This is a genomic window from Aeromonas encheleia, assembly GCF_900637545.1.
Classification (GTDB): Bacteria; Pseudomonadota; Gammaproteobacteria; order Enterobacterales; family Aeromonadaceae; genus Aeromonas; species Aeromonas encheleia.
The window spans coordinates 1,438,506-1,465,168 of record NZ_LR134376.1 but is presented as its reverse complement, the minus strand read 5'-3'; the positions used below and the strand labels follow the sequence as shown (position 1 = coordinate 1,465,168).

24 protein-coding genes are annotated in these 26,663 nt (G+C 63.9%); 18 read left to right on the top strand and 6 right to left on the bottom strand.

The window, feature by feature from the left end:
* Positions 1 to 4 precede the first annotated feature (4 nt).
* From EL255_RS06995 to mltB, 7 genes are all read left to right on the top strand, one after another.
* The gene (locus EL255_RS06995) at positions 5 to 601 is read left to right on the top strand and encodes a carboxymuconolactone decarboxylase family protein (RefSeq protein ID WP_042651375.1); all 597 of its coding nucleotides are present in this window, start codon (positions 5 to 7) and stop codon (positions 599 to 601) included.
* Positions 598 to 2,775 (top strand): dihydrolipoyl dehydrogenase family protein, encoded by a 2,178-nt coding sequence (locus EL255_RS06990; protein WP_042651374.1) that lies wholly within the window; start codon positions 598 to 600, stop codon positions 2,773 to 2,775. Before EL255_RS06995 ends, EL255_RS06990 begins: the two co-directional genes overlap by 4 nt.
* 60 nt (positions 2,776 to 2,835) lie before the next feature.
* Positions 2,836 to 3,984, top strand: coding sequence for an ABC transporter substrate-binding protein (locus EL255_RS06985; RefSeq protein ID WP_408608803.1), 1,149 nt, complete (start codon positions 2,836 to 2,838; stop codon positions 3,982 to 3,984).
* A 3-nt stretch (positions 3,985 to 3,987) separates the two neighbouring features.
* Positions 3,988 to 5,637, top strand: coding sequence for an ABC transporter permease family protein (locus EL255_RS06980; protein ID WP_042651372.1), 1,650 nt, complete (start codon positions 3,988 to 3,990; stop codon positions 5,635 to 5,637).
* A 2-nt stretch (positions 5,638 to 5,639) separates the two neighbouring features.
* On the top strand, positions 5,640 to 6,302 hold the full coding sequence (locus EL255_RS06975) for an ATP-binding cassette domain-containing protein (protein WP_042651371.1): 663 nt from the start codon (positions 5,640 to 5,642) through the stop codon (positions 6,300 to 6,302).
* Entirely contained in the window at positions 6,295 to 6,897 is a 603-nt protein-coding gene (locus tag EL255_RS06970; RefSeq protein WP_042651370.1) for a CDP-alcohol phosphatidyltransferase family protein, read from the top strand. The genes EL255_RS06975 and EL255_RS06970 overlap by 8 nt, the downstream gene beginning before the upstream one ends.
* Positions 6,898 to 7,034: 137 nt before the next feature.
* Positions 7,035 to 8,123: a lytic murein transglycosylase B gene (gene mltB, locus EL255_RS06965; RefSeq protein WP_042651369.1), complete on the top strand. Its 1,089-nt coding sequence runs from the start codon at positions 7,035 to 7,037 to the stop codon at positions 8,121 to 8,123.
* Positions 8,124 to 8,168: 45 nt separating this feature from the next.
* On the opposite strand, the gene EL255_RS06960 is transcribed toward mltB, so the two are convergent.
* A complete protein-coding gene (locus EL255_RS06960) occupies positions 8,169 to 8,651 on the bottom strand; it encodes a MarR family winged helix-turn-helix transcriptional regulator (RefSeq protein ID WP_042651368.1) in 483 nt (160 codons plus the stop codon).
* 94 nt (positions 8,652 to 8,745) lie between these two features.
* Here EL255_RS06960 and EL255_RS06955 point away from each other — a divergent pair, with 94 nt between their 5' ends.
* Positions 8,746 to 9,627 (top strand): DMT family transporter, encoded by an 882-nt coding sequence (locus tag EL255_RS06955; protein ID WP_042651367.1) that lies wholly within the window; start codon positions 8,746 to 8,748, stop codon positions 9,625 to 9,627.
* Positions 9,628 to 9,725: 98 nt separating this feature from the next.
* Here EL255_RS06955 and pgm read toward each other — a convergent pair whose 3' ends face one another.
* Both pgm and seqA read right to left on the bottom strand, forming a co-directional pair.
* Complete coding sequence (gene pgm / locus EL255_RS06950; RefSeq protein ID WP_042651366.1) at positions 9,726 to 11,375, bottom strand: phosphoglucomutase (alpha-D-glucose-1,6-bisphosphate-dependent); 1,650 nt, start codon at positions 11,373 to 11,375, stop codon at positions 9,726 to 9,728.
* A gap of 52 nt (positions 11,376 to 11,427) precedes the next feature.
* Positions 11,428 to 11,937, bottom strand: coding sequence for a replication initiation negative regulator SeqA (gene seqA, locus EL255_RS06945; RefSeq protein ID WP_042651365.1), 510 nt, complete (start codon positions 11,935 to 11,937; stop codon positions 11,428 to 11,430).
* 289 nt (positions 11,938 to 12,226) lie between these two features.
* Between seqA and EL255_RS06940 the strand changes: the two genes are divergently transcribed.
* The 4 genes from EL255_RS06940 to fldA are packed head-to-tail and all read left to right on the top strand — an operon-like array spanning position 12,227 to position 14,149.
* The gene (locus EL255_RS06940; protein ID WP_042651515.1) at positions 12,227 to 12,991 is read left to right on the top strand and encodes an alpha/beta fold hydrolase; all 765 of its coding nucleotides are present in this window, start codon (positions 12,227 to 12,229) and stop codon (positions 12,989 to 12,991) included.
* Between the two features lie 55 nt (positions 12,992 to 13,046).
* Positions 13,047 to 13,268 (top strand): DUF2788 domain-containing protein, encoded by a 222-nt coding sequence (locus EL255_RS06935; RefSeq protein WP_005325663.1) that lies wholly within the window; start codon positions 13,047 to 13,049, stop codon positions 13,266 to 13,268.
* 20 nt (positions 13,269 to 13,288) lie between these two features.
* Positions 13,289 to 13,585, top strand: a complete 297-nt coding sequence (gene ybfE, locus EL255_RS06930; RefSeq protein WP_042651364.1) for a LexA regulated protein — start codon at positions 13,289 to 13,291, stop codon at positions 13,583 to 13,585.
* Positions 13,586 to 13,624: 39 nt separating this feature from the next.
* On the top strand, positions 13,625 to 14,149 hold the full coding sequence (gene fldA / locus EL255_RS06925; RefSeq protein ID WP_042651363.1) for a flavodoxin FldA: 525 nt from the start codon (positions 13,625 to 13,627) through the stop codon (positions 14,147 to 14,149).
* Positions 14,150 to 14,219: 70 nt separating this feature from the next.
* Here fldA and EL255_RS06920 read toward each other — a convergent pair whose 3' ends face one another.
* A complete protein-coding gene (locus EL255_RS06920; protein WP_042651362.1) occupies positions 14,220 to 14,696 on the bottom strand; it encodes a DUF4442 domain-containing protein in 477 nt (158 codons plus the stop codon).
* 244 nt (positions 14,697 to 14,940) lie between these two features.
* On the opposite strand from EL255_RS06920, the gene fur reads away from it, so the two are divergent.
* Positions 14,941 to 15,369 carry a ferric iron uptake transcriptional regulator gene (gene fur, locus EL255_RS06915; RefSeq protein ID WP_042651361.1) on the top strand — a complete coding sequence of 143 codons (429 nt, stop codon included), beginning with the start codon at positions 14,941 to 14,943 and terminating at the stop codon, positions 15,367 to 15,369.
* A gap of 104 nt (positions 15,370 to 15,473) precedes the next feature.
* Here fur and glnS read toward each other — a convergent pair whose 3' ends face one another.
* Entirely contained in the window at positions 15,474 to 17,135 is a 1,662-nt protein-coding gene (gene glnS, locus EL255_RS06910) for a glutamine--tRNA ligase (RefSeq protein ID WP_042651360.1), read from the bottom strand.
* A 519-nt stretch (positions 17,136 to 17,654) separates the two neighbouring features.
* Between glnS and EL255_RS06905 the strand changes: the two genes are divergently transcribed.
* The 5 genes from EL255_RS06905 to EL255_RS06885 are packed head-to-tail and all read left to right on the top strand — an operon-like array spanning position 17,655 to position 23,759.
* Positions 17,655 to 20,486: a xanthine dehydrogenase family protein molybdopterin-binding subunit gene (locus EL255_RS06905; protein WP_042651359.1), complete on the top strand. Its 2,832-nt coding sequence runs from the start codon at positions 17,655 to 17,657 to the stop codon at positions 20,484 to 20,486.
* The gene (locus EL255_RS06900) at positions 20,483 to 21,013 is read left to right on the top strand and encodes a (2Fe-2S)-binding protein (RefSeq protein ID WP_042651358.1); all 531 of its coding nucleotides are present in this window, start codon (positions 20,483 to 20,485) and stop codon (positions 21,011 to 21,013) included. Before EL255_RS06905 ends, EL255_RS06900 begins: the two co-directional genes overlap by 4 nt.
* The gene (locus EL255_RS06895) at positions 21,010 to 22,227 is read left to right on the top strand and encodes a cytochrome c (protein WP_042651357.1); all 1,218 of its coding nucleotides are present in this window, start codon (positions 21,010 to 21,012) and stop codon (positions 22,225 to 22,227) included. The genes EL255_RS06900 and EL255_RS06895 overlap by 4 nt, the downstream gene beginning before the upstream one ends.
* Positions 22,220 to 23,203: an XdhC family protein gene (locus EL255_RS06890; RefSeq protein ID WP_042651356.1), complete on the top strand. Its 984-nt coding sequence runs from the start codon at positions 22,220 to 22,222 to the stop codon at positions 23,201 to 23,203. The genes EL255_RS06895 and EL255_RS06890 overlap by 8 nt, the downstream gene beginning before the upstream one ends.
* Positions 23,193 to 23,759 carry a nucleotidyltransferase family protein gene (locus EL255_RS06885; RefSeq protein WP_042651355.1) on the top strand — a complete coding sequence of 189 codons (567 nt, stop codon included), beginning with the start codon at positions 23,193 to 23,195 and terminating at the stop codon, positions 23,757 to 23,759. The genes EL255_RS06890 and EL255_RS06885 overlap by 11 nt, the downstream gene beginning before the upstream one ends.
* A 195-nt stretch (positions 23,760 to 23,954) precedes the next feature.
* Here the strand turns inward: EL255_RS06885 and EL255_RS06880 are convergent, their stop codons facing one another.
* Positions 23,955 to 26,621, bottom strand: a complete 2,667-nt coding sequence (locus EL255_RS06880; RefSeq protein WP_042651354.1) for a beta-N-acetylhexosaminidase — start codon at positions 26,619 to 26,621, stop codon at positions 23,955 to 23,957.
* Positions 26,622 to 26,663 lie beyond the last annotated feature (42 nt).

Below are 26,663 nucleotides of genomic sequence, written 5' to 3'. Positions count from 1 at the left end.
ATCAATGCGTGTCGAGGTCAAGCCCGATCGGGAATATGCCTGGTTTATCCGCCCCTTCTTCTGGCTGCAGCAACGCAACTACGGCCAGGTGCTGATCCCCGGCAAGTGCTGGGGCCGCTCGCCACGCCTGTTTGCCGCTGTGGCCACCCTGTACGGGGTGATCAACCGCAAGCGATCCCCCATAGATCCCGTGCTGCGCTCCCTGGTGACGGTGCGGGTCTCCCAGCTCAACTGGTGCCGGTTCTGCGTCGACATCAACGCCATGACGCTGATCAAGCGGGCGGGCTCCAGCGCCAAGGTGGAGGCCCTGGCCCAGTGGCGGGACAGCCCCCAGTTCGATGAGCGGGAACGCGCCGTGCTCGACTACACAGAGGCGATGACCGGGCTGGAGGGGGTGAGCGACGAGCAGGCGGCTCGCCTCAAACCCTGGTTCGACGACGATGCCCTGGTGGAGCTGACCGGCCTCATCGCCTTCCAGAACATGTCCGCCAAGTTCAACGCCGCCCTCGACATCGCCCCCCAGGGTTTCTGCCAGCTGTCGGTGCAACCCGAGCGGCCCCCTCTACCCGGCAATAAAAAGCCGGACCAGACACCCCGATGACCAGATCCCGCCTGCTGCTCCTGCTGAGCATGGGGTGCCTCATCGGCGCCTTCTTCGCCCTCGATCTCGGCCGCTACCTGAGCCTCGCCGAGCTGCAGGCTCGTCAGGCGCAGCTCTCCGGTTGGGTACAGGCACACTTCGGCCAGGCCAGCCTGCTGTTCATGCTCATCTACGTGCTCACCACCGCGCTCTCCCTGCCCGGCGCCAGCCTGCTGACCCTGGTGGGCAGCGCCCTGTTCGGCGTCGCATGGGGGCTGCTGCTGGTGTCGTTTGCCAGCACCCTGGGCGCCACCCTGGCCTTTCTCAGCGCCCGCTTCCTGCTGCGCGACTGGGTCAGGGCGCGCTTCGGCGACAAGCTGGCCCAGCTCGAGCAGGGAATGGCGAAGGATGGCGCCTTCTACCTGCTGAGCCTGCGCCTCATCCCCCTCTTCCCCTTCTTTCTGATCAACCTGCTGATGGGGCTCACCCCCATCAGAGTCAGTACCTACTACTGGGTGAGCCAGCTCGGCATGCTGCCCGGCACCTTCGTCTATGTGCTGGCGGGCAACGAGCTGGCCACCCTCACCAGCACGGGCAACATCCTCTCCCCCGGCCTGATGGCGGCGCTGACCCTGCTCGGGCTGATGCCTTTATTGATGAAGAGCCTGGTGAGCCTGCTGCAACGCAGGCTCGCCCTGCGCCGGCTGCACGCCCCCTATCAGAAACCCGGGCGCTTCGACTACAACCTGCTGGTAATAGGGGCCGGCGCCGGTGGCCTGGTCAGCAGCTACATCGCCGCCGCGGTCAAGGCCAGGGTGGCCCTCATCGAGCGCCACAAGATGGGGGGGGATTGCCTCAACACCGGCTGCGTCCCCTCCAAGGCGCTGATCAGAAGCGCTCGCTTCGCCGCCGAGCAACGCAAGGCCGGCGCCCTGGGCTTCAGCCCCAGCCAATCCCGGGCCGACTTTGCCGCCGTGATGGCGCGCATTGCCGAGGTGATCGAGCAGGTCGAGCCCCACGACTCCGTCGAGCGCTACCAGCGGCTCGGGGTGGAGTGCATCCAGGGGCAGGCCCGCCTCGTCTCCCCCTGGGAACTGGAGGTGAACGGCCGACGCCTCAGCAGCCGTCACATCGTCCTCGCCACCGGCGCCAGGCCGAGGGTGCCCGACCTGCCGGGCCTCGGCGAGGTGCCCTACCTCACCTCGGACAACCTCTGGCAGTTGCGCGAGCCACCGCGCCACCTGCTGGTGCTCGGCGGCGGCCCCATCGGCTGCGAGCTGGCCCAGAGCCTGGCCCTGCTCGGCATCCCGGTGACCCTGGTGGAGCTCGCCGACCAGCTGTTGCCAAGGGAAGAGCCCGAGGTCGCCGCGCTGCTGCAGGCGCAGATGGAGGCGGACGGCGTCAGGGTGCTGACCGGCTGGCAGGCCGAGCGAGTCGAGCTCGACAAAAACGACGAGATCGCCCTGCAACTGCGCCAAAGCACCCCGCAGGGCGACGAGCTCATGCTCATCGAGGGAGACCGGCTGCTGCTGGCGCTGGGCCGGGTCGCCAATGTGACCGGCTTCGGGCTGGAGGAGCTGGGGGTCACCCTCAATCCCGGGGGCACGGTGCGGGTGGATGCTTTCCTCGCCACCAACTACCCCAGCATACTGGCGGTGGGAGACCTGGCCGGTCCCTACCAGTTCACCCACTTCGCCGCCCATCAGGCCTGGTATGCGGCGGTCAATGCCCTGTTCAGTCCCTTCAAGCGCTTTCGGGCCGACTACCGGGTGATCCCGACCGCCACCTACACCAGCCCGGAAATCGCCAGGGTGGGGCTCAACCGCAAGGAGGCGCAGGCGCAGGGCATTCCCTTCGAGACGACCCGCTTCGCGCTGGCCGAGCTGGATCGGGCCATCGCCGACGGCGAGCGGGAGGGGTTCGTCGAGGTGCTGACGGTGCCGGGCAAGGACAGGATCCTGGGGGCCACCATAGTGGGCGCCCAGGCCGGCGAGCGGCTCGCCGAATTCGCACTCGCCATGCGCCACGGGCTGGGGCTTCGCAAGATCCTCGCCACGGTGCACGCCTATCCCACCCTGATGGAGGGCAACAAGCAGGTGGCGGGGCTCTGGTTACAGGCCTGGCAGCAGGCCCACCAGCCAGCCTGGCTGCCCACCCTGCTGGCCCGTTATCACGGTTGGCGCCGCGGCGCCTGACTCCATTTGCATAAGGCAATCACCATGTTCAAGACCCGGCTTCGCTCCTTGTTCCACGCCATGTGCCTCGCGGCACTGCCCCTGCTGATGTCGGCCAGCCTGCAGGCCGGCGAGGAGGAGTGGCAGCAGACCCTGCAGCAGGCCGAGGGCCAGACCGTCTATTTCAACGCCTGGGGCGGCAGCCCGGAGATCAACGCCTACCTGCTGTGGGCTGGGCAGGAGCTCAAGCGCCAGTACAAGGTCAATCTGGTGCAGGTGAAGGTGGATGACATAGCCCAGAGTGTCAGCCAGCTGCTGGCCAACAAGCGGGCGGGCAAGTCCAGCGGTGGCCCCATCGACCTGCTCTGGGTCAATGGCGAGAACTTCAAGGCGCTCAAGGATCAGGGGCTGCTGGGCGCCCCCTTCAGCCCAAGTCTGCCCAACATGGCCCTGGTGGATCGACGCCTGCCGGTGACGGAGGACTTCACGGTGCCGGTGGACGGGCTGGAGGCGCCCTGGGGCATAGGCCAGCTCAACCTGATGGTCAACGGCGATGAGGTCGGCACGCCCCCCACTTCGGCGGCCGCCCTGCTCGACTGGGCCAAGGCCCACCCCGGCCGTTTTACTTACCCCAAGCCGCCGCAGTTTCATGGCTCCAGCTTCCTCAAGCAGATCCTGCTGGAGTTGACCGCCGATCCCGCCCCCCTCTATCGGGAGGCGACCGACGCCGAATTCGCACGGCTGAGCGCCCCGCTCTGGACCTGGCTCGATGCGCTTCACCCCGCGCTCTGGCGCAAGGGCAGGCTGTTCCCCACCAGCGCCGCCGAGACCAAGCAGCTGCTCGATGACAATGAGCTGGCCATGGCCATCAGCTTCAACCCGGGGGAGGCCCAGAGCTCGGTGCAAAACGGCACCCTGCCGCCGACCGTCAGGGCCGTCGCCATGAGCAAGGGGGCGCTGACCAACAGCCACTTCCTCGCCATCCCCTTCAACGCCAGCGCACGGGCCGGTGCCATGGTGGCGGCCAACTTCCTGCTGAGCCCCGCCGCCCAGACCCGCAAGGCGGATCCCGCCTTCTGGGGTGATCCCAGCGTGCTGGATCCCGCCAGACTCGGTGCCGCCCCGTCCGCGAACGTCGGCCCCCAACTGCGCTTCAAGGCGGTGGCCGAGCCCCATCCCAGCTGGCAGCTGCGGCTGGAAGCGGCCTGGGCCGAGCGCTACGGCCGCTGATCGATGAGTTCCCGGGCCTGGCGCCTGCCCTTCATCCTGCTGTGCGGCCTGCTGCTGGCCGCGCCGCTTTGTGGCGGCCTGTTGCTGCTGCTGGCCGAGGGCATCGCCATGGGCAATCTCAGGCTGCTGCTGGCCCAGCCCGGGCTCTGGCACTCGGTGGGCCTGAGCCTCTGGGTGGCGACCGCCTCCACCCTGGGCGCCCTGCTCTGCACCGCCCTGCTGCTCGCCCAGGGTGACGGAAGCCGCTGGATGGGCTGGCTGCGCCGCCTGCTCTCCCCCCTGCTGGCTCTGCCCCACGTGGCCTTCGCCATCGGTTTCGCCTTCCTGCTCGCCCCCTCCGGCTGGCTGCTGCGGCTGCTCTCCCCCGCCCTCACCGGCTTTGCGCTGCCGCCGGACTGGCAGAGCCTGAGAGATCCCTGGGGGCTAGGGCTGATACTGGCGCTGATCCTGAAAGAGACCCCCTTCCTGCTGCTGATGGCGCTGGCCGCCCTGGAGCCCGCCAAGCTGGCGCGTCAACAGTGGCTGGGGGCCAGCATGGGCTTCAGCGCGCCGCAGATCTGGTGGCGCCTGCTGCTGCCCGCCCTCTGGCCCGCCCTGCGCCTGCCACTCTACGCGGTGGCGGCCTATGGCCTGGCGGTGGTGGATCTCGCCCTGCTGCTGGGGCCGGATGCCCCGGCCCCGCTGGCGGTGCGGATCTGGCTCTGGTATCAGGATCCCGATCTGCTCTGGCGCGGCGCCAGCGCCAGCGGCGCCCTGCTGCTGCTGGCGGGCAACCTGCTGCTGATCGCCGGCCTGCGGCTGCTGGAGTGGGCCCATGGGAGGCTGGGCAAGGCGCGCTGGCTGGACGGTCGGCGCACCCGCCCCTCCCCCCTGCTGGCACGGCTGACCCGGGCGGGCGTCTGGGCCCTGCTCGCCATCAACCTGCTGGTGCTGGCCTCGCTGCTGCTCTGGTCGTTGACCCGGCGCTGGCCCTTCCCCGCCCTGCTGCCGAGCCAGTGGAGCGGCCGCCACTGGCTGGAGCTGCTGCCCAGCCTGGGCCCCCTGCTGTGGCAGAGTCTGCTGCTGGCGCTGCTCTGCGCCGGCGTCGCACTGCTACTGGTGGTGCTCAGCCTGGAGGCGCAGCAGGATCGCCGACCCTGGCCGCTCTGGCTCATCTGCCTGCCGTTGCTGTTGCCCCAGGCCTGCCTGCTGTTCGGGTTGCGGCTCCAGATCGACTGGCTGGGCGGCGCCGGAGTCGATGGCATCGGCTGGGGCTGGGTGCTCTGGAGCCAGCTGCTGTTCGTCGCCCCCTATGTCTACCTCTGCCTGCACGGCGCCTATCGCCAGTTCGACCCTCGCCTCACCCGGGCGGCACTCTGCCTGGGGGCCAGCCCCTGGCGGGCCTGGTGGCGGGTGAAGGCGCCGCTGCTGGCGCGCCCGCTGCTGTTCGCCTTCGGGGTCGGGGCGGCGGTGAGCCTGGCCCAATACCTGCCCACCCTGTTGTTTGGCGCGGGCCGCGTGGTCACCATCACCACAGAGGCGGTCGCCATCGGCAGCGGCCTCAACCGGCGGCTGGCGGGTCTCTACGGCCTGCTGCAGTTGCTGCTGCCGCTGTTCATCTACGGCCTGGCGCTCTGGCTGCCCCGCCGCATCAATCCCGCACTGAGGCATTGAGCATGCTGCATACCACCCCCCTCACCCTGCACCTGGATGGCCGCCCCCTGCTGGTGCTGCCCCCCCTCGAGGTGGCCCCCGGCGAGGTGCTGACCCTGATGGGGCCGAGCGGCTGCGGCAAGAGCTCGCTGCTGGCGGCGCTGGCGGGCGTGCTGCCCGCCGGGGGCCCCCTCCGGCTGAGCGGCGACATCTATCTGGGTGAGCGGTTGCTCACCCCACTGCCCCCTCAGGCCAGGCGCGTCGGCATGCTGTTTCAGGACGATCTGCTGTTTGCCCACCTGACGGTGGCGGAGAACCTGATGTTCGGCATGCCCGCCCAGCTCGAGGGGCTGGCGGCCAGGCGAGCGCGCGCCCTCGAGGCGCTGGCGCAGGTGGCGCTTAGCGATCAGGCCGACAAGCTGCCGGGCCGACTCTCCGGCGGCCAGAAGGCGCGGGTCAGCCTGCTGCGGGCGCTGCTGGCCGAGCCGCAAGCCCTGCTGCTGGACGAGCCCTTCTCCCGGCTGGACAAGGCGCTGCGCAGCGCCTTTCGCGCCCTGGTGTTCGAGCAGATCAAGCGCCTCAACATACCGGCCATCCTGGTCACCCACGACGAGGAGGATGCGCCGGGCGCCATCCTGACCCTGACCACCCCCTGCTCCGACAAAGAGGAAGCCGACCTTGTTTGACCGCCACCTGATCCCCCTCATTCGCCGTCCGATCCAGTTGCTGGCAGTCCCCCTGTGCCGGGCCGGGATCAGCGCCAACCAGGTCAGCCTCACCGGCTTTGCCATCGGCATGCTGGCCTTGCCGCTGCTGGCGCTGGGGCTGCACGGCTGGGCGCTGCTCGCCATCCTGTTCAACCGGCTGCTGGACGGCCTGGACGGGGCCGTGGCGCGGCAGACCGGGATCACCGACTGTGGCGGCTTCCTCGACATCAGCCTCGACTTCATCTTCTATGCCGCCGTGGTGCTGGGCTTTGCCTTGAGCGATCCCGCCAACGCCCTGCCCGCCGCCACCCTGCTGTTCGCCTTCATGGGCACGGGCTCGAGCTTCCTGGCCTTCGCCATCATGGCGGGCAAGCGCGGCATCGAGAACCCCGTCTACCACCACAAGTCGCTCTACTATATCGGCGGTCTGACCGAGGGCAGCGAGACCATCAGCCTGTTCGTGCTGATGTGTCTCTGGCCCGGCGCCTTCGGGCCGCTCGCCTACGGCTTCGCCCTGCTCTGCGGCATCACCACCCTGACCCGGCTCTGGAGCGGCTATCACACCCTTCGATGAGGAAGGGCGCCAAGCGCTCGCTGGCGGCGAATCAATCAAAGGATGAATAGCGGCCCCCCGCCATGCACTGAGCACTTGCGCATGGATGCCAATGTCTTACCATGACGACACTCCTTATTCAGGCCTTCGAGAACCCTATGCGTCGCCTTGTCTGTGTCCTCACCCTATCCACCTTCCCCCTGCTTTATGGCTGCAGCAGCACACCGGCCCCAACGCCCGTGGTCAAGCCACAGCCAAAGAGCGCCTTCATCAACCAGACACCACCGAGCAAACCCCTTTATAGCCAAGGGGTTAGCAAGGGCGACTTCGCCAATCGTCCCAATGTGGACAGATTCGTGCAGCGCATGGTCGACAAGCACGGCTTCAACGGCGCCGAGCTGCATCAAGTGCTGGCGCAGGCCCAGCGCTACGACTGGATCATCAAGCTGATGGACGCCCAGGCCCCCACCACCACGCCGCCGACCGGCCCGACCGGTGCCTGGAACCGCTATCGCGCCAAGTTCATCACCCCGGACAACGTGCAAAACGGCGTCAGCTTCTGGCGTGAATACGAGAGCGAGCTCAACCGGGCGCAGCAGATCTACGGGGTGCCGCCCGAGATCATCGTCGGCATCATAGGGGTGGAGACCCGCTGGGGCCGGGTGATGGGCAAGACCCGCATCCTGGATGCGCTGGCGACCCTGGCCTTCGACTATCCGCGCCGGGCCGAATTCTTCACCAGCGAGCTGGAGGCCTTCCTGGTGATGACCCGGGATGAGGGCATGGATCCCGCAGAGCCCCAGGGCTCCTATGCCGGCGCCATGGGCTATGGCCAGTTCATGCCGTCCAGCTTCCGCAGCTATGCGGTGGACTTCGACGGCAATGGCCATACCAACCTGTGGGATCCGGTGGATGCCATCGGCAGCGTGGCCAACTACTTCAAGGCCCATGGCTGGGAGAAGGGACAACCGGTGGCGGTGCGCGGTCAGGGCCAGCTGCCCGGCTTTGATCACGGCTTCCAGACTCGCTACCCTGTCTCCTCCCTGCGCGGGGCCGGACTGGTCCCCACCGGCTCCCTCGGCAATCACAACGAGGCGAGCCTGCTGCGCCTGGATGTGGGCACCGGTTATCAGTACTGGTACGGCCTGCCGAACTTCTACGCCATCACCCGCTACAACCACAGCACCCACTACGCCATGGCGGTGTGGCAGCTGGGTCTGGCGGTCAGGGATGCCAGGGGTTTCTGAGAGCCTTCACTCGCCAACCAAAACGGGCCCGCTGGGCCCGTTTTGTCATTCGTTTTCCAGCAACCAGCGCTTGAGCAAGCCGGCCAGCTGCGCCTGCTGCTGGTCCGTCAACGGGGCCAGCAGGCGGCGCTCGTTCGCCACGTGCCGCTCCACCGCCCTGTCGATCAGCTCATGCCCGTCCGCCGTTAGGCAGACCAGCAGGCTGCGCCTGTCGCTCGGGGCCGCCTGGCGCTCGATCAGGCCCCGCTCGGCCAGCTTGTCGAGCCGGGCCGTCATGGCCCCCGAGGTCAGCATGGCGGACTGGTAGAGCTGGGTCGGCGTGAGCGGCTCGCCGGCACGGCGCAGGGTCGCCAGGATGTCGAAGTCGGAGCCCAGCAGGCCGCACTCCTTGAGCTCCTCATTCACCTCGCGCCCGGCAATCGCCGCCATGCGCGCCACCCGCCCCAGCACGCCCATGGGCGAGCAGTCGAGATCCGGTCTCTGCCGGGCCCACTGCGCCAGCAGCAGGTCTACATGATCACTGTCCATCCAGACTCCATTATCTTTTCGTAAAGATACTTGATAATAAACCAACTCGCGGCTAATTTATCTTTACTTGAAGATACTTGTCCGTGAGATAGCCATGCCCCTGCTGATTGCCCTGCTCGCCCCCCTGCTCTGGGGCAGCACCTATGCCCTGGTCAGCCTCTACCTGACCGACTACTCCCCCTACTGGGTGGCGGTGTGGCGCGCCTTGCCCGCCGGCCTGCTGCTGCTGGTGCTGCATCCCCGCCGACCGCCGCTTATCTGGAGCAGGCAGTTCCTGCTGGCGTTTTGCAACATCACCGCCTTCTTCGCCCTGCTGTTCGTGGCGGCCTTCCGCCTGCCGGGCGCCGTGGCGGGCACCCTGGGCGCGACCCTGCCGCTGATCCTGATGGGGCTGGCCTGGTTGCAGGATGGCAAACGGCCGAGCCTGAAATGGCTGCTGCTGGGGCTGATGGGGCTGGCGGGGGTGCTCCTGCTGCTCAACCCCTCCGCCAATCTGGATCCCATCGGCGTGGGCTGCGCCCTGCTCGCCACCCTGCTCATCGGCCAGTCCAGCCGCTGGATGCAGCGCTGGCCGGTGAGCGATCTGCTGGCCCTCACCGCCTGGCAGCTGCTGTTGGGAGGGCTGATGCTGATCCCGCTGGCCTGGTGGCTGGCGGGCCCCATGCCGATACCCCAGCTGGCGAGTGCCCCCGCCTTTGCCTGGCTGATCCTGCTCAACACGGCGCTGGCCTACTGGGCCTGGCTGTGGGGCCTCAAGCGCCATGGCCCCGAGGTGATGGGCATGCTGGCCCTCACCAATCCCATGGTGGCGGTGTCGCTGGGGGTACTGATGGTGGGCGAGACCCTGGATGGCCGTCAGTGGCTCGGCATCGGGGTGATCCTGCTCTCCCTGTTCCTGATGAAGCTGCCGACGCGCACCTTCTTCAAACGCTGGCAAGTCCGCAAGGCGAGCACCGGCAAGGCCGGCAATGACTGACCCGCGAGACGAGTTACCCGCATAGCAAACAAGCTGCATAAAAAAAGAGGAGCCACCGGGGCTCCTCTTTTTCTTCGTTGGTTGGCCTGCAGAGGGATTTAGACGCCGGCCTTGGCCAGGGCGGCGGAGACGATCAGCTGGGCCTCCTGCTGGATCAGATCCAGGTGTACTTCGCCCTTGAAGCTCTCCATGTAGATCTTGTAGATGGACTCGGTGCCGGAGGGGCGCGCCGCGAACCAGCCGTGCTCGGTCACCACCTTGAGGCCACCGATGGCGGCGTCGTTGCCGGGCGCGCGGGTCAGCTTGGCGAGGATGGGGTCACCGGCCAGGGTGGAGGCTTCAACCAATGCCGGATCCAGCTTGGAGAGCACCGCTTTTTGCGCGCTGTTGGCCGGAGCATCGATGCGGCGGTAGCTGGAGCGGCCGAACTTGGCCTCCAGCGCGTCGTAATGGGCCTGGGGATCCTTGCCGGTCACGGCCAGGATCTCGGCGGCCAGCAGGGCCAGGATGAAACCGTCCTTGTCGGTGGTCCAGACGCTGCCGTCCTTGCGCAGGAAGGAGGCACCCGCGCTCTCCTCGCCGCCGAAGCCGAACTCGCCGCTGTAGAGGCCATCGACGAACCACTTGAAGCCGACCGGCACCTCTTTCAGGGTGCGGCCAATCTCGCCCGCCACCCGATCGATCATCGAGGAGGAGACCAGCGTCTTGCCGACCGCGGCCGTCTTGGGCCAGCCGGTTCTGTGGGTGAACAGGTACTGGATGGCCACCGCCAGGTAGTGGTTCGGGTTCATCAGGCCGGACTTGGTGACGATGCCGTGGCGATCGTAGTCAGGGTCGTTGCCGAGCGCGATGTCGAACTTGTCTTTCAGGGCGATGAGGCCGGCCATGGCGAAGGGGCTGGAGCAATCCATCCGGATCTTGCCGTCCTTGTCCAGGGTCATGAAGGAGAAGGTGGGATCGACACGATAGTTGACTACCTCGATGTCGAGCTCATAGCGCTTGGCGATCACGTCCCAATAGGCCACGCCGGAGCCACCCAGGGGATCGACCCCGATCTTGATGCCGGCCCGCTTGATGGCCGCCAGATCCAGCACATTTTCCAGATCGTCCACATAGGGGGTGACGTAGTCGTGCTCGACCACCAGGGCGCTCTTGAGGGCCTCGGCGAACGGCATCCGTTTCACCCCGGCGAGGTTCACCTCCAGGATGGCGTTGGCCCTGTCCTCCACCCACTTGGTGATCTCCCCTTCGGCGGGGCCGCCGTGGGGCGGGTTGTACTTGAAGCCACCGTCTTCCGGCGGGTTGTGGGACGGGGTGATCACCACCCCATCGGCCAGGGCCGCCGGCTTGCTGGCGTTGTGGCGCAAAATGGCGTGGGAGATGACCGGGGTCGGTGTGAAACCGAGGCCGACCTGGATGCGGGTCTCGACGCCGTTGGCCGCCAGCACTTCCACCGCGCTGGCGAAGGCGGATTCAGAGAGGGCGTGGGTATCCATGCCGACAAACAGCGGCCCCGTGATGCCGGCCTGCTGGCGATACTCCACCAGCGCCTGGGTCACCGCCAGGATGTGGGATTCGGTGAAGGCGTTGTGCAGGGCGCTGCCGCGGTGGCCGGAGGTGCCGAAGGCCACCCGCTGCTCGGGGCGGCTCATGTCCGGCTTGTTGAGGTAGTAAGCGCTGACCAGACGGGGAATGTTGGTCAAGTCGCTGAGACGGGCCGGCTGACCGGCGTGGGGATGCTGTGCCATGGCGTTTTCCTTGCATGAGGCCTTGCCCGGCAAGGCCTGAGTCTTTGATGCGTTAAACGGTGCCGCACACCTGAGCGGTCAAGGCTTCATCGTAACCCATGCTGGCCATCAGCTGGGCCACCATGTTCTGCTTGCGGCTGGTGTTGGTATTGGTGATCACCCAGAACGGGGTATCCGGCACCTGCTTGGGCTTGGTGGTGCTGCCACTGGCACGCAGCGCCTCGGGGTCCCGCGAGAAATAGACGCGCTTGCGCCCCTTGATCTCGGTCGCCTGAGTGAAACTCTCCGGGTTGTCCCGGTAGAGGCTACTCAGCACCAGCATGAAGCGGTTGATGGACTTCTCTTCTCTTTGCAGCTCACCCGAGTCGAGCAGGGCCTGCAACCCCACGGCATCGGCGACCACACGCGGCTGGGGGGCCGCCACGGGCTCGACCACAGGCACGGCAATGTGGGAGGGCTGTTCCAGCAGACGACGCAGGATATCGGAGGCACTCTCGCCGATGTGCCGGGTCTGGCTGGCGATATAGAAGTAGAGATCGTCATCAAGCTCGATGGTTTTCATAGGGATGCGCTGGACTCGTCGAAATTCGGATGCGGCGATTATACATAGGCAAACCCGGCAGCCCAAGGGAGGGACTGGTAGATGTGCATGAATCTCATCGAGAATACGGCATAATGCGGGTCCAAGTGTGTGATCCCCCGCACTGATAAGGGATCCCGGGGTCGTCTTTTTGGAAAAAAACCACAAGAGAGACCCCCCAAGAGAATGAAATCCTTTTCTTTCAGTGCGTTAAGAATCTGGCGAAACAGCCCACGACCGATAAGGTGTTATTTTGCAACACAATCAGCTTTTGCATTTCAAGGAACAGGGCCAGGGCCCTGCCGTCGTCCTGATCCACGGCCTGTTCGGCAGCCTGGACAACCTCGGCCTGCTGGCCCGTCCGCTCAGTGAGCAATACAGGGTCATCAGCGTCGATTTGCGCAACCATGGCGCCTCCTTTCACTCGGACGAGATGAGCTACCCGCAGCAGGCGGCGGATGTGATCGCCCTGCTGGATCATCTGGCGCTGGATCAGGTGGCGATAGTCGGTCACTCCATGGGCGGCAAGGTCGCCATGCAGGTCGCCAAGCAGGCCCACGCGCGGGTCGGCCGGCTGGTGGTGGCCGACATAGCCCCGGTGGCCTACCCCCATGCCCGTCACCAGAATGTGTTCGCCGGGCTCAATGCCACCCTTGCCAATCCGCCCCAGAGCCGTGCCGAGGCCGAGGCCCTGCTGGCCCGGTACGTCGAGATCCCCGGCGTGCGCCAGTTCCTGCTCAAGTCCTTCGCCAAGGGGGAGTCCGGTTGGGGCTGGCGCTTCAATGTGCCGGCGCTGGAGCGCAACTACGCCAACATCATGGGCTGGCCCGACGACCAGACCCGCTTCGAGGGGCCGACCCTGTTCATCAAGGGGGGAGATTCCGACTATGTGCAGCCCCAATATACCGAGACTGTGATGGCACAATTCCCGGCCGCCAAGGCCCGCGTCATCGCCGGAACCGGTCACTGGCTGCACGCCGAAAAGCCGGTGTTGTTCAACAAATTGGTTGTGGATTTCCTGTCGACAGGCGGTTAACAGTTTCAAATCCTTTGTGATATAGTGCGCCCGTCATAAGGAGTGCGCGCAATCCATGCTGAGTGAACATATCGATCTGATCGAGAGTCTGGGCCTGAAGCTGTTCTTCGTGGCCATCTTCCTGCTGATTGGTCTGGCCATTCACGACGTGCTCAAACGCGGCAACGTGCCCCGCTTCGGTCGTCTCATCGTCTGGCTGGTTCTGTTTCTGGGTTGCGCGGGTTTTGTCGCCAAGGGGCTGATCGAAATGGGCTGGGAAGGCTCAGGGATCGGCTAACTACTTTTCATCTGTGATGTATGGCCAAACAGCAAACTGATCGAACAACACTGGATCTGTTCGCAACTGAGAAGCGCCCCGGCAGGCCAAAGACCAATCCACTCCCCCGTGAGACCCAACTCAAGATCAACAAGCGCAATCAGCTCAAGCGCGATCGGGAGAACGGCCTGAAACGGGTAGAGTTAAAGGTGGAGGCCGAGTTGCTGGAGCGCCTGAACCAACTTGCGTTACAACAGAACGTCAGCCGAGCCGAGCTGATCCAATCTATCCTGAAGCAACAGATTGAGTCTGCTTTTGCAGCAGGCATCGCAATCTGACCGTTAAGCATTAACACCAAATACGGGTAACTAAACACTATGGCTAGTGTAGGTCTGTTTTTCGGCAGCGATACCGGTAATACCGAAGCTGTCGCCAAGATGATCCAGAAAGAACTGGGCAAACAACTGATTGAAGTCCGTGACATTGCCAAGAGCAGCAAGGCCGACATCGACAGCTTCGATCTGCTGATGTTCGGTATCCCGACTTGGTACTACGGCGAAGCCCAAGCCGATTGGGATGACTTCTTCCCCGAGCTGGAAGAGATCGACTTCACCAACAAGCTGGTCGCCATCTTCGGATGCGGCGATCAGGAAGACTATGCCGAGTACTTCCTCGATGCCATGGGCACCCTGCGCGACATCGTCGAGGCCAAGGGCGCCATCATCATCGGCAACTGGCCGACCGCGAGCTACGAGTTCGAAGCCTCCAAGGCCCTGGTCGATGACAAGCACTTCGTCGGTCTGGGTATCGATGAGGATCGCCAGCCGGAGCTGACCGCCGAGCGCGTCAAGGGCTGGTGCAAGCAGTTGCACGAAGAGATGTGCCTGAGCGAGCTGGAGTGATCTCCCTCCTCTGACAACAAGGGCCCCGCTGGGGCCCTTGTTGTTTCTGACTCTCGCCTCAGCAGGTGGCCTACTCGGTCGCTCTGTGTTCCGGTCTGGCGCGCACGTAGAGGGTGCGCTTGACCTGGGCCACCAGCTCACCCCCCTTGTCCTGCACTGTTACCTCGAACTCGGGGAAGTGCTTGTCTCCGCGCTCGGTGGCCGCCACGATCGATGCCAGCTTGGCGTCGGTCAGGGTGAACTCCGCCACCAGCATCCCTTTGCCCGGCTTGATGTAATTGATGCTACCCGCCTTGTCCCAGACATAATAGCGATTCTTGAAATGGCCCATCAGCATCAGCGGGTAGATGGGGTCCGTCATGGCGAACATGCTGCCGCCAAACTGGGTCCGGTTGGCATTCTTGTTCCACCAGCGGGATTTCAGGGTGACCCGACAGAAGCGAAAATCAGGGCTCAGGGTTTCGATGTTGATGCCGGCTCCCCAGAAGGGAGGCCAGGCGTTGAGGGCGTGGCGCACCCAGGCCGCGTTGCCAAAAAGCCAATCCATGGATCTCATCCGACCAGACAATAGAGAAATTACATAGTATCAACATTTCCGGGCGGAGCAAGCCTAGCCACTGCGGGGTATATTTATCCTCCAAGGGGGCTGAACATGCTAAAGCCCTTGAATTGCTGGGTTTATTTTTAACTTGGCTACGACCTATAATGACAGGCCATACGAGTTCGTGGTTGCCATTCCTTCGGCAGTCAATCAGAATAACCACACCTTCGAGAATGCGAATTAATAGAATATGGCAGACAACAACCAAGCGTTAAAAAAGGCCGGGCTCAAGATCACCTTGCCCCGCGTCAAAATCCTGGAAATCCTGCAACAGCCGGACTGCCAGCACACCAGTGCGGAAGATCTGTATAAACGGCTGATCGATCAGGGTGAGGAGATTGGTCTCGCTACCGTCTATCGCGTTCTCAACCAGTTTGATGATGCAGGTATCGTCACCCGTCACCACTTCGAAGGCGGCAAGTCGGTGTTCGAGCTGGCCACCCAGGAGCATCATGACCACCTGGTCTGCCTCGATTGTGGCAAGGTGATCGAGTTCTCCGACGAGGTGATCGAGCAGCGTCAGCGCGACATCGCCAAGGTGCACAACATCCGCCTGACCAACCATAGTCTCTATCTCTATGGTCACTGCGCGAACGGCGACTGCAAGCACGACGAATAACGCCGTCGGCCCGCGAGCAGCAATGAAAAAGCCAGCATGATGCTGGCTTTTTTGTGTCCGCAAGGGGGCGGGTGATGGACAGGGTCTCCCCTGCCCTTCTCGCATCAGCCTTCGGCCTTGCCCCAGACGTCGCGCAGGGCCACGGTGCGGTTGAACACCAGGTGCTCCGGGCTGGAGAGCTTGTTGTCGGCACAGAAGTAGCCTTCGCGCTCGAACTGGTAGGCAAACTCCGGCTTGGCATCCTTGAGGGAGGCCTCGACCCGGGCACCGGCGATGATCACCAGCGAATCCGGGTTGAGCGCCGCCTCGAAGTCATCCTCGGCAGCGGGATTCGGCATCTTGAACAGACGATCGTAGAGACGGATCTCGGCCGGCAGGGAGTGAGTGGCGCTGACCCAGTGGATCACCCCCTTCACCTTGCGGCCATCGGCCGGATCCTTGCCCAGGGTCTCGGGATCGTAGGAACAGTAGACGCAAGTCACCTTGCCTTCCGCATCCTTCTCGACCCGCTCGGCCTTGATGACATAGGAGTTGCGCAGGCGCACTTCCTTGCCCAGCACCAGGCGCTTGAACTGCTTGTTCGCCTCTTCCTTGAAGTCTGCCTCGTCGATGAAGATCTCGCGGCTGAAGGGAAGCGTGCGGCTGCCCATCTCGGCGTTGTTCGGGTGCGCCGGTGCGGTCAGCACCTCGTCGCCCGCCAGGTTCTCGATGACTACCTTGAGCGGGTGCAGCACGGCCATGGCACGCGGGGCGTTCTCGTTGAGATCGTCGCGGATACAGGCTTCCAGCATGCTCATCTCGACGATGTTGTCCTGCTTGGTCACGCCGATGCGCTTGCAGAACTCGCGGATGGAGGCCGGGGTGTAGCCACGGCGGCGCAGACCGGAGACGGTCAGCATGCGCGGATCGTCCCAACCGCTGACGTGCCCCTCGGTCACCAGCAGGTTCAGCTTGCGCTTGGACATGACGGTGTATTCGAGGTTCAGGCGGGAGAACTCGTACTGACGGGGGTGGCAGTCGATGCTGATGTTGTCCAGCACCCAGTCGTACAGACGGCGGTTGTCCTGGAACTCCAGGGTGCACAGGGAGTGGGTGATCCCCTCCAGGGCGTCCGAGATGCAGTGGGTGAAGTCGTACATCGGATAGATGCACCACTGGTCACCGGTCTGGTGGTGGTGGGCAAACTTGATGCGATAGATGACGGGATCGCGCATCACCATGAAAGGTGAAGCCATGTCGATCTTGGCGCGCAGGCAGGCGCTGCCCTCGGCCATCTCACCGTTCTTCATCTTGGCAAACAGCGCCAGGTTCTCTTCGACGCTGCGATCGCGGAACGGGCTGTTCTTGCCGGCCTCGGTCAGGGTGCCACGGTACTCGCGCATCTGCTCGGGGGAGAGTTCGTCCACATAGGCAAGACCCTTCTCGATGAGCTCGATGGCGTAGCCGTGCAGCTTGTCGAAATAGTCGGAGGAGTAGCAGATCTCGCCGCTCCACTGGAAGCCGAGCCACTGCACGTCCTGCTTGATGGACTCCACGAACTCGATGTCTTCCTTCGCCGGGTTGGTGTCATCGAAGCGCAGGTTGCACTGGCCCTGGTAGTCGCGGGCGATGCCGAAGTTCAGGCAGATGGACTTGGCGTGGCCGATATGCAGATAACCGTTCGGCTCGGGTGGGAAACGGGTATGCACGCTCTTGTGCTTACCGCTGGCCAGATCTTCATCGATGATCTGACGGATAAAGTTGGTTGGGCTGCTCGCCTCGGTCATGAATTCACCTCGAATGTCTCAGCTCGTGGGGCAACCGCGCGCCCCCGCTTAGAAACCGTCAATGATCCACTATTCATCCATGAGGCTCAACAGGAATTTGCCGCCACGGCAAGTGGGCCGCGCCACCAGGCCCCATTTGCGCTGGGGCCGACAAGCTTCCCACCTAGTGGATCCGCTAAACCTCGCGCGGCTTAGTCTCATCCGGGTAAATCATGAAATAGATCAATTCATATGGGTCTAGAATTAAACAGTCTCTTGTGAGTACACACAAAATACTTTTATCACGACAGTTACAATACAAAAGCTCAAAAATACAACTAAAACACCACGAAATTCAGCTTATTGCTCTGATAAATCGCATCAACTCAACATAAGATGCAACAGATGTTTTTCAAACCCCTCAATCCTTAGTATTCTATTTATCATTTTTGCTGCGACATCAGGGAAGATGGTCGACAACACCTGTCCCCTCCCTTTCCCCCGAGCCACTCGCCTCATCCTCACACAGGTAGCTGAACCATGTCCTATCCCTTATCAAGACGTGATTTCATCAAGCAGTGCGTCATCGCCGGCATCGCCGTCTACAGCGCCCCCCTCCTCGCCAACCTCTCCCTGTCCGGCATGGAAGACGAGATCTTCGATCCCGCCTTGCTCGGCCAGTGGAAGCAGGGCGGCAAGGTCAAGTTCCGCAGCGATGGCCTGGCCAAGGTGACCGGCCAGAAGATCTACAGCCGGGACTATCGCGCCCAGGATCTGGCCGGCTGGCCGTCCCAGCAACAACATGCGCTGCTGATCCGGCTCGACAAGGCGGATCGCGTCTATCTGGGGCTGGATCTTTCCATGCTGCCTGCCAATGCCCAACCGGCTCGGGTCGTCACCGCCGCCGATCTGGCGCGCGACGGCGTCGAGCTGCCCTCCTTCTACGGCATCAACATGATGGTGAGCGAAGGGGCCACCCCGGATTATCTGGGTCATGCGGCCGCCATGCTGATCTTCCAGGACTTCGCCACCTTCAACCGGGCCAAGCAGATCCTGCAATTCAACGACAAGGTGATCCGTTACGGTAAGGTTGTGCCGCTGGTCGCCACCACCCGCGATCCCTGGGCCTGCTGGCGCATCATCCGGATCGAGGGCAAGCTCGGCATGAGCGACCAGTACAGTACCTTGAAGAACGGGCTCTTCTTCCCGGCCATCGTCAGCCACCAGCCGGTGTGGCCGACGGCCAAGGCCGATGGCAACGCGGGCGAACAGGGGATGTATCAGGCCGAGCTGGTGCACAAGGAGCTGGAGGCCGAGGACGCCCTGGTGCTGGATCGCAGCTACCAGACCCAGTTCATCGAACCCATGATGATGGAGCCGGAAAACTTCAACGGCTGGTTCGACGCCAAGGCGCGCACCATGCACCTGGTGATAAGCACCCAGTCCCCTCACGACTTCTACTACCAGGCCGCCGAGATGCTGGCCAAAGGCCCGCTGGCTGGCAAGGTCGACAAGCTGGTGGTGCACTCCCCCTTCATCGGCGGTGGCTTCGGTGCCAAGGATCACACCATATTCCCCTTCTATGGCCTGCTCGCGACTATCTATGGCGACGGCCCGGTGCGCCTGGCCAACGATCGTTTCGAACAGTTCCAGGGTGGCCTCAAGCGTCATCCGTTCAACATGCACAACAAGCTGGTGCTCGACAAACAGAGCGGCCAGTTCCGCGCCCTGATCTCCTCCATGACGGTTGACGGTGGCGGTCGCCTGAACTTCACCGGCTCAGTGGCCAGCGTGGGCGCCAGCGCCATTCAGGGCGTCTACTACCTGCCCAAGAACGACATCACGGCGGTAGCCCTGCCGTCCGAGAACCCGGACTGCGGCTCCATGCGCGGCTACGGCTCCCTGCAAACCATGGCGGCCATGGAGATGATGATCAACGAGGCCGCCGCGCTGCTGAAGATGGACCCGCTGGCGCTGCGGCGCCGCAACCTGATCAAGCCCGGCCAGCCCAATACCCAGGGCGCCATTCCCCAGGGCAACAACCGTTACCCCGAGATCCTGGCGATGGCCGAGCGGCACGAGATCTGGGCCCAGCGCCAGGCCAGGAAGCAGGCTTACGAGACCCAGCACCCGGACCGCCTGCACGGCACGGGTTTCAGCATCACCACCAAGGACTATGGCACCGGCGCCGTGGCCCCCTCCGCCTGTGTCGAACTGACAAGCAAGGGGGAGATCCTCCTCAAGATCAGTGGCATGGAGATGGGCACAGGGATCCAGACCTCCCAGGCCGAGATCGTCAGTCGCTACTTCGGCCAACCGGCCGACACCATAGATCTCGCCGAAATCGCGCTCTGGGAGAGCTTCAAGCTGGTCGAGACCGATAACCCCTACACCATCTCCCAGGAACGCCAGGACGAGATGCAGAAGAACCCGCGCTGGACGCTGGCCATTCCGCAGGCCTCCTCGGCCTCCATCTCCTCCTACTTCCAGAGTCACGCCACTGTGGCGGCGGCCCGCATCCTGTTCGAGCAGACGCTCTGGCCGGCGGCTGCCGCCATCTGGCGCAAGCAGTTCTTCGTCGGTCAGGCGGGTCTGGACCTGGGCCCCGCCAGCGAGGCGAGCTGGACCCCAGCGGGGTTGACGACCCGTGGCATGCCGCCGTTGCCGCTCTCCCTGCTGGCGGCTCATGCCCACGCCAACGGCCTCATCACCGGCGCCATGGTGCACAGCTTCAACCGCTGGGCCTGGGCCGAGTGCGACTTCACCATCGAGGGTCAGAGCCAGCGCCTGCCCATAGACGCGCTGGCGTTACGCTACGGTGACGGCGCCAGCAGCGAGCGGCGGGCACAGGCCGATGCCAACGGCTACCAACTGCTCGATCGCACCCAGGCCCACTATCCCAGTACCAACCTGAACAACGCCATGGTGACCTACTACGCCCCCTGCGCCACCCTGGTCGAGATCGCGCTGGAGAAGGGCTCGGGCAAGGTGCACATACTGTCCGCCCACAGCTGGCTGGACGCCGGTCGGGTCATAGTCCCCGAACTGGTGGAAGGCCAGATCCAGGGCGGCCTGGCCATGGGGGTCGGTCATGCTCTGTATGAATATCTGCCGTCAGGCCAGGAAGGGCCGGGCAACGGCACCTGGAACCTGAACCGCTATCAGGTCCCCCTGGCGCACCAGCTGCCGGTCTGGAACCTGACCCACACCCTGCTGGAACCCCTCTCGCCGACCGATGCCACCAAGGGCATTGGCGAAGTGGTGATGATCCCCGTGGTCGCCGCCCTGGTCGAAGCCATCTATCAGGCGACCGGCACCCGCTTCTATCATCTTCCCGTGACTGCAACCGACATTCAGAAGGCCATCCAATGATCACCGTAAACATGACCATCAACGACCGTCTCATTGGCCCGATCGAAGTGGATGACAACACCATGATGATCGACTTCCTGCACGAGTATGTGAACCTGACCGGCACCAAGTTCGGCTGTGGCATCGGCGTCTGTCATGCCTGCACCATAGTCGTCGACGGGGCGGATGGCAGCAGCGAGAGCGTGCGCACCTGCGTCAACGGGGTTGGCCGCTTCAATGGCCAGCGCATACGCACGGTGGAAGGCCACGCCAAGCGTAACAACCTGGGCAAGATCATCGCCCTGAGTCCGGTGCAGAAGACCTTCCTGGATCACTTCTCCTTCCAGTGCGGCTGGTGTACCTCGGGCTTCGTCAACGAGACCACAGTGCTGCTGGAGCGGCTGCGCAAGCAGCCGGTGGCCATGGCCGATCTCGAATCCACCATAGAGGGTGCGCTTAAAGATCACGTCTGCCGCTGCACCGGTTACAAGAAGTATTACGAGGGGGTCAAGGCCATGTTGATCTCGGAGGGGGTAGTACGCACATGATGCTCTCCGGACTCGCATTCGCACTCTTGCTCGGCACAGGCACGGTGTCTGCGGCCGACGCCCAGGATCCGCAGGTGGCACAGGGAGAATACCTGTCCAAGGTCGGCGACTGCGCCGCCTGCCACACCGCCGAAGGTGGCCAGAAGTATGCCGGTGGACTGGCGTTCAAGACGCCTTTCGGCGTCATCTACTCCACCAACATCAGCTCCGACAAGGCCCAGGGGATAGGCAGCTACAGCTATCAGGATTTTTATGAGGTGATGCACAACGGCAGCGCCCCCAATGGCCGCCTCTATCCCGCCATGCCTTATACCTCCTACCACCTGGTCACGGATGAGGACATGAAGGCGCTCTACGCCTACTTCATGCAGACCAAACCGGCCGCCACCCCGAACCGTGACAACGAGGTCGGCTTCCCCTTCAACGTGCGCACCGGCCTGGTATTTTGGAACCTGGTGGCCCATGAGGACAGCGCATTTCAACCGGATCCGGCCAAGAGCAGCAACTGGAATCGTGGCCGCTACCTGGTGGATGGGCTGGGGCACTGTGGCGAATGCCACACGCCGCGGGATACCTTCATGGCGATGGACGACTCCGGCTACCTGAAAGGAGCCATGATCGAGGGGGTGATGGCCCCGGAGATCACCGCCACCGAGCTCAGGCGCCAGGGCTGGACCCATGACTCCCTGACCCGGCTGCTGCGCAAGGGCTACTCGGTCAAGGGCGGCGTCTTCGCCGGCATGTACCCCGTGGTCGAGAAGAGCTTCGCCTACCTGACCGACGAAGACATGCACGCCGTCACCAGCTACCTGCTGGGCAGCGACACCCCGCTGCCGGTGCCGGAGCCCAAGCAAGTCACCCTGGATAGGGCGCACCCCGGCTATGGGCTCTACCGGGACTACTGCGCCGGTTGTCATGGCCAGGAGGGTCAGGGCAAGCCGAACGTGACGCCATCCATGTACACCAACGCCACCCTGGATCAGGCGACCCCGACCAACACCCTGGCGGTGCTGCTGCGCGGGATCCCGGCCCAGAGCTACAGCCAGACCGAGCGCTTCGCCCCCATGCCAAGCTATGCCAAGGAGCTCAACGAACAGCAACTGGCGGATCTGGTCAACTTCCTGCGCCAGACCTGGGCCCATCAGCCCTCCACCCTGAGTGCAAGCGACATCGAGGCGCTCAAGAAGGAGATCGTCGAGGCGCACGATGAGTAGCGGTCAGCTGGAGGTGCTGCGTCAGAGCCTCGCCTGGCTCGCTCAAGGAAAATCTATCTGGCTGTGCAGCATAGTGGCGACCTACGGCTCGGCTCCCCGCCCGCAAGGGGCCCTGTTCGCCACCGACGGCAGCCGCCGCAGCGGCTCCATCTCCGGCGGCTGCATCGAGGATGCCTTCGTCGCCATGTTGGCCAGGGGGGAGTATGACTCGCCCCTGAGCCTGCTGGACTATGGATCCCATCTGGCCCCCGATGGCAGCGAGTTCGAGCTGCCGTGCGGCGGCCGCATCCGGCTGTTGGTGGAGCGCCTCGAAGGGGATGAGGCCGTCGCGGATCTGAACGAGTGGCTGAGCAGGCTGCAAGGCGCCCTCCCCTTCGTGCGGGAGGTGCGGCTTGATCAGGGGATGCGCTCCTATCTGGCCGACGAGATGCAGGGCGAGCAAGAAGATCCAGACAGGGTGCGGCTGAGCTATGCCCAGCGCTGGCGCCTGCTGCTGCTGGGGATCAGTCAGGTGAGCGAGCAGGTGGCCAGACTGGGACAGGCCGCTGGCTTCGAGGTGTTGCTGTGCGACACCCGCGAGGCATATAGCCCCGACTGGCACTGGGGGCCGGAGCAGGGCGGCATAGCGGTGGAGTGGTGTGACCCCGAGCGTTTCGTCGAGCGTCATGTCACGGCCCGGAGCGCCGTGCTCGCCCTGGCCCACGATCCCAGGATTGACGATGCCGGCTTGATGGCGGCACTGGAATCAGAGGCCTTCTATCTGGGCGCCATGGGCTCGGTGCGCACCAGCGAGCGCCGCCTGGAGCGATTGCAGCGCATCGGCGAGATCAGCCGGGAGCGGCTCGACAGGATCCATGCGCCGATCGGGCTGCCGATCGGTAGCAAGGCCCCGATCGAGATCGCCATCGCCACCCTGGCCGAGGTGATCGCCGCCCGTCATGGCATTCGCCTGAGGCTTCGCCAAGATGCGGCCTGAGCGGATAGCCCTGCTGCTGGCCGCCGGCTTCTCCCGCCGCTACGGCAGCGACAAGCGACTGGCGGGCTCCCCGCCCCTGATCCTGCGCACCCTCGCCACCCTGCTCCCCTGCCATGACCGCGTGCTGGTGGTGCTCAGGCAGCGAGACGAGGCGTTACGCCAGCTGCTGGCGCCGACGGGCGCCCTGATCACCCAGGTGCCGGCAGATGGCGGCATGGGTGACAGCCTGGCCCACGGCGTCCGCACCCTGCTCGCCCAGGATTGGCCTATCCAGAGTCTGCTGGTGGCGCTGGCCGATATGCCCCATCTCTCCCACACCAGCCTGCTGGCCTTGCAGGCTGCCCAGCAGGGTCACTCGCTGGTGCGGCCCCTCTACCAGGGTCAGCAGGGGCATCCCGTCAGCTTTCCCGCCGACCTGCTGCCCGAGCTGGCCCGCCTCTCTGGTGAACAAGGCGCCAAGCCGGTGCTCGATCGCCACGCCGACCGCCTGATCTGCCTGACGCTGGATGATCCCGGCTGCGTGCAGGATATCGACCGACCCGAAGACCCTCTCTGATCCACCCCGACGACGCCGCCGGCAAAACGCGGGCAAAAAAAGCCCCGCACCAGGCGGGGTCACAAGTGATGAAAAACAGACAATACACACACACAACAAAGGCTCACACGCACAGTCAACCTTTCCCAAAACCGATGACATATCGGCCTTGGGAAAGGCGGGTCTTGCGACCCGCCTGGTGTTAGCGGTTGACAGCTATCCGTTCAGTTCGGTGACGCGGCTGGTGCGCTTGCCATCGAAGCTGGTGGTACGCAGGTAGACCTTGCCGTTCACGCTCGGCTTGGCCGCGGCGTCATAGGCGCTCCAGCTCTTGCCATCCAGGCTGTACTGGATGGGCAGACCAGGCAGATCCACGTTCGCTTCCAGCTTGCCGTTGACGACCTTGGCACCCGGCACCGAGAGACGGTACTCGACGCCGTAGGCTTCCAGTTTCGCCAGCTCACGCTGACCCAGCAGGTTGGCGAACTGGTTCCACTCCTTGTCCAGAGTGGCCTTGTTGACATGCTTGGTCTCGCCGGAGAACTCGCGACCCTTCACATAATCCAGCTCGAAGCCACCCTTGTGCCAGGCACGCTCGGCCACGGAGAAGATCCGCGGGTAGACCATGTACTCGTACTGGGCATCGGTACGCACGGTTTCACCCCACTGCTGACCGGACATGCCCTTGAACTTGACGGGATCCTGGTCACCCTTGGCCACGAAGGCGTTGCCGTCGCGGTCAACCGAGGTCTCGGCGTTCTGCGGCAGGTTTTCCGGGGCGAAGTTGAACAACTTGCGGGTGTCGGTGAAGCGAGTCGCCCAGTAGTAGCCACGCTCGGCCGGATGCACCTCGTTCGGGAAGTCCAGGTAGAGGTAATCCGGGTTGGACAGCACCACGTCATAACCCTTGTGCGCCCACGCCATCGCGTTGTTGAAGCCGCCCCAGTAGAGGGTTTCCCAGAAGTTGACCTGGGTCTTGTCGGTGGCGAAATCCTTGGCGCCGTCGGCGTACTTCAGGCCATCTTCCCACGCCATCAGGGTGGAGTAGCCATCCGCCTTGACCATCTTGGCAACTTCCTTCGCGTAGTAGACCATCAGTTCGTCTACGCTCTTGATCTTGCCCTCGTCGATCATCTTCTGGCACAGCGGGGACTTGCCGAACGGCTTGTCCTGCTTGCTCCAGTCGGTGTTGCCCTTCCAGGCCACCAGATCTTCTTTCTTGGTGACGGCCGGATCCTGGTAACCATCGCGGATCATGATGTTCTTCGCCTCGTCACCACCGTAGTGCCAGACGGTCAGCGGCTGGCCGGCGGCCTTGTGCATGGCGCCGACTTCATCCATGACCTTGGCCACGAAGGCGGAGGAGCCCGGCTGGCAAGGGTTGATGAAGGACATCTTGTCGTAAAACTGGACCGAGGTGATGTTGGAGGTGTCGGCCGGATCGAGCAGACGGTACTGGTTCGCCTCCTGCTCTTTACCCTCGGCCATCAGCCGCTTGTAACGCGCCTCCATGGAGACCACGGCGGCACGGGCATGCGCCGGCATGTTGACCTCGGGGATCACGGTCACACCGCGCGCCTTGGCGTAACGGACCAGGTCGATATAGTCGGCCTTGCTGTAGAAACCGCTACCCATGTTGTCGCTGGTCGGACCTGAACCCAGCTGCGGCAGGATGCACTTGGTTTCGGACAGATCGTGGCAACGCTCGCCACCGACGTCGGTCAGCTCCGGCAGGCCCGGGATCTCGATGCGCCAGCCTTCATCGTTGGTCAGGCCCAGGTGCAGGGTGTTGAGCTTCTTGGACGACATCTGGTCGATCAGCTTGCGCAGGGTTTCCGGGCCACGGAAGTGGCGGGCCACGTCGGTCTGCATGCCGCGGTACTCGAAGCGCGGGGCATCCTCGACCGCCATCTGGCTGACCAGCTTGTCGTTGACCCCCAGCAGGGAGATCAGGGATTGCGCGCCCCAGAAGGCGCCGTCGATGTCGTGGCCCTGGATCAGCGCGCCCTGCGAGCCGATGTTCATGTCATAGCCTTCGGCCTGCTTGACCTTGCTGCCGAGCTTGATGGTCACTGGGTAGCCGGTGTCGGAGAGGGTAACACCCAGCTTGGTCAGTGACGCCTTGATGGCTTCGGCACGGTCGGTCGGCAGATCCAGCGCGTTGAGTTTGATGCTGGAGAGATCGACCTGCGGACCCGCCTTCACCACCTGCTTGAGCGGGGTCGGCATGATCTGGTCGTCGATCTTGCTGGCCGGCAGCAGCGTGCTGGCCTGATTGGCAGCGAAACGGGTCTCGCTGTTCATCAGGATGTTCTTGTCATCCTTGGTGCGCTTCCAGCCGTCGGCCGGCATCGGCTTCTCGTAGCTGGTGGCATCTTCGATGTTGGTCATGCTGGCGATCACCTTGGGCTCGGCGCCCTCGGTGGCGACGTACCAGTTCGGCATGATGTCGCTTTCAAACAGCACCCAGTACTCCACCACCAGCGGCACTTCGACCGCAGCATCCTTGGCAAAGCCCTGGAACTTGTCGGTCGGCGTCATGCGATAGAGGTCGCCGGTCAGGTGGGTGATGGTGAACTGGTCGTTGTCCACCCGCTGGATGCGGCGGATGGAGTGGATGTAGATGTTCCAATCCTTGGAAGTCACGTCCGCACCGGTGTTGGTCAGGTGCAGCTTGGCAACGCCACAACTCGCCCACTCGGAACCCAGCGCCTGACAATCCAGACCGGCACTGGCACCGTCGTTGGTGACCACTTCATACTTGACGACCAGGTTGCTGGCGAGTGAATCGACCACGGCTTGCTTGGCGGCATCGGCTGCCTGTACCTGAGCGGCACAAACGGTAGACATGGCAATGGCTAACAGAGAATGTTTCAAGTTCATAACTGCTGCTCTCATTTGAAGTAAAGGTTGGATTTTCTTGGC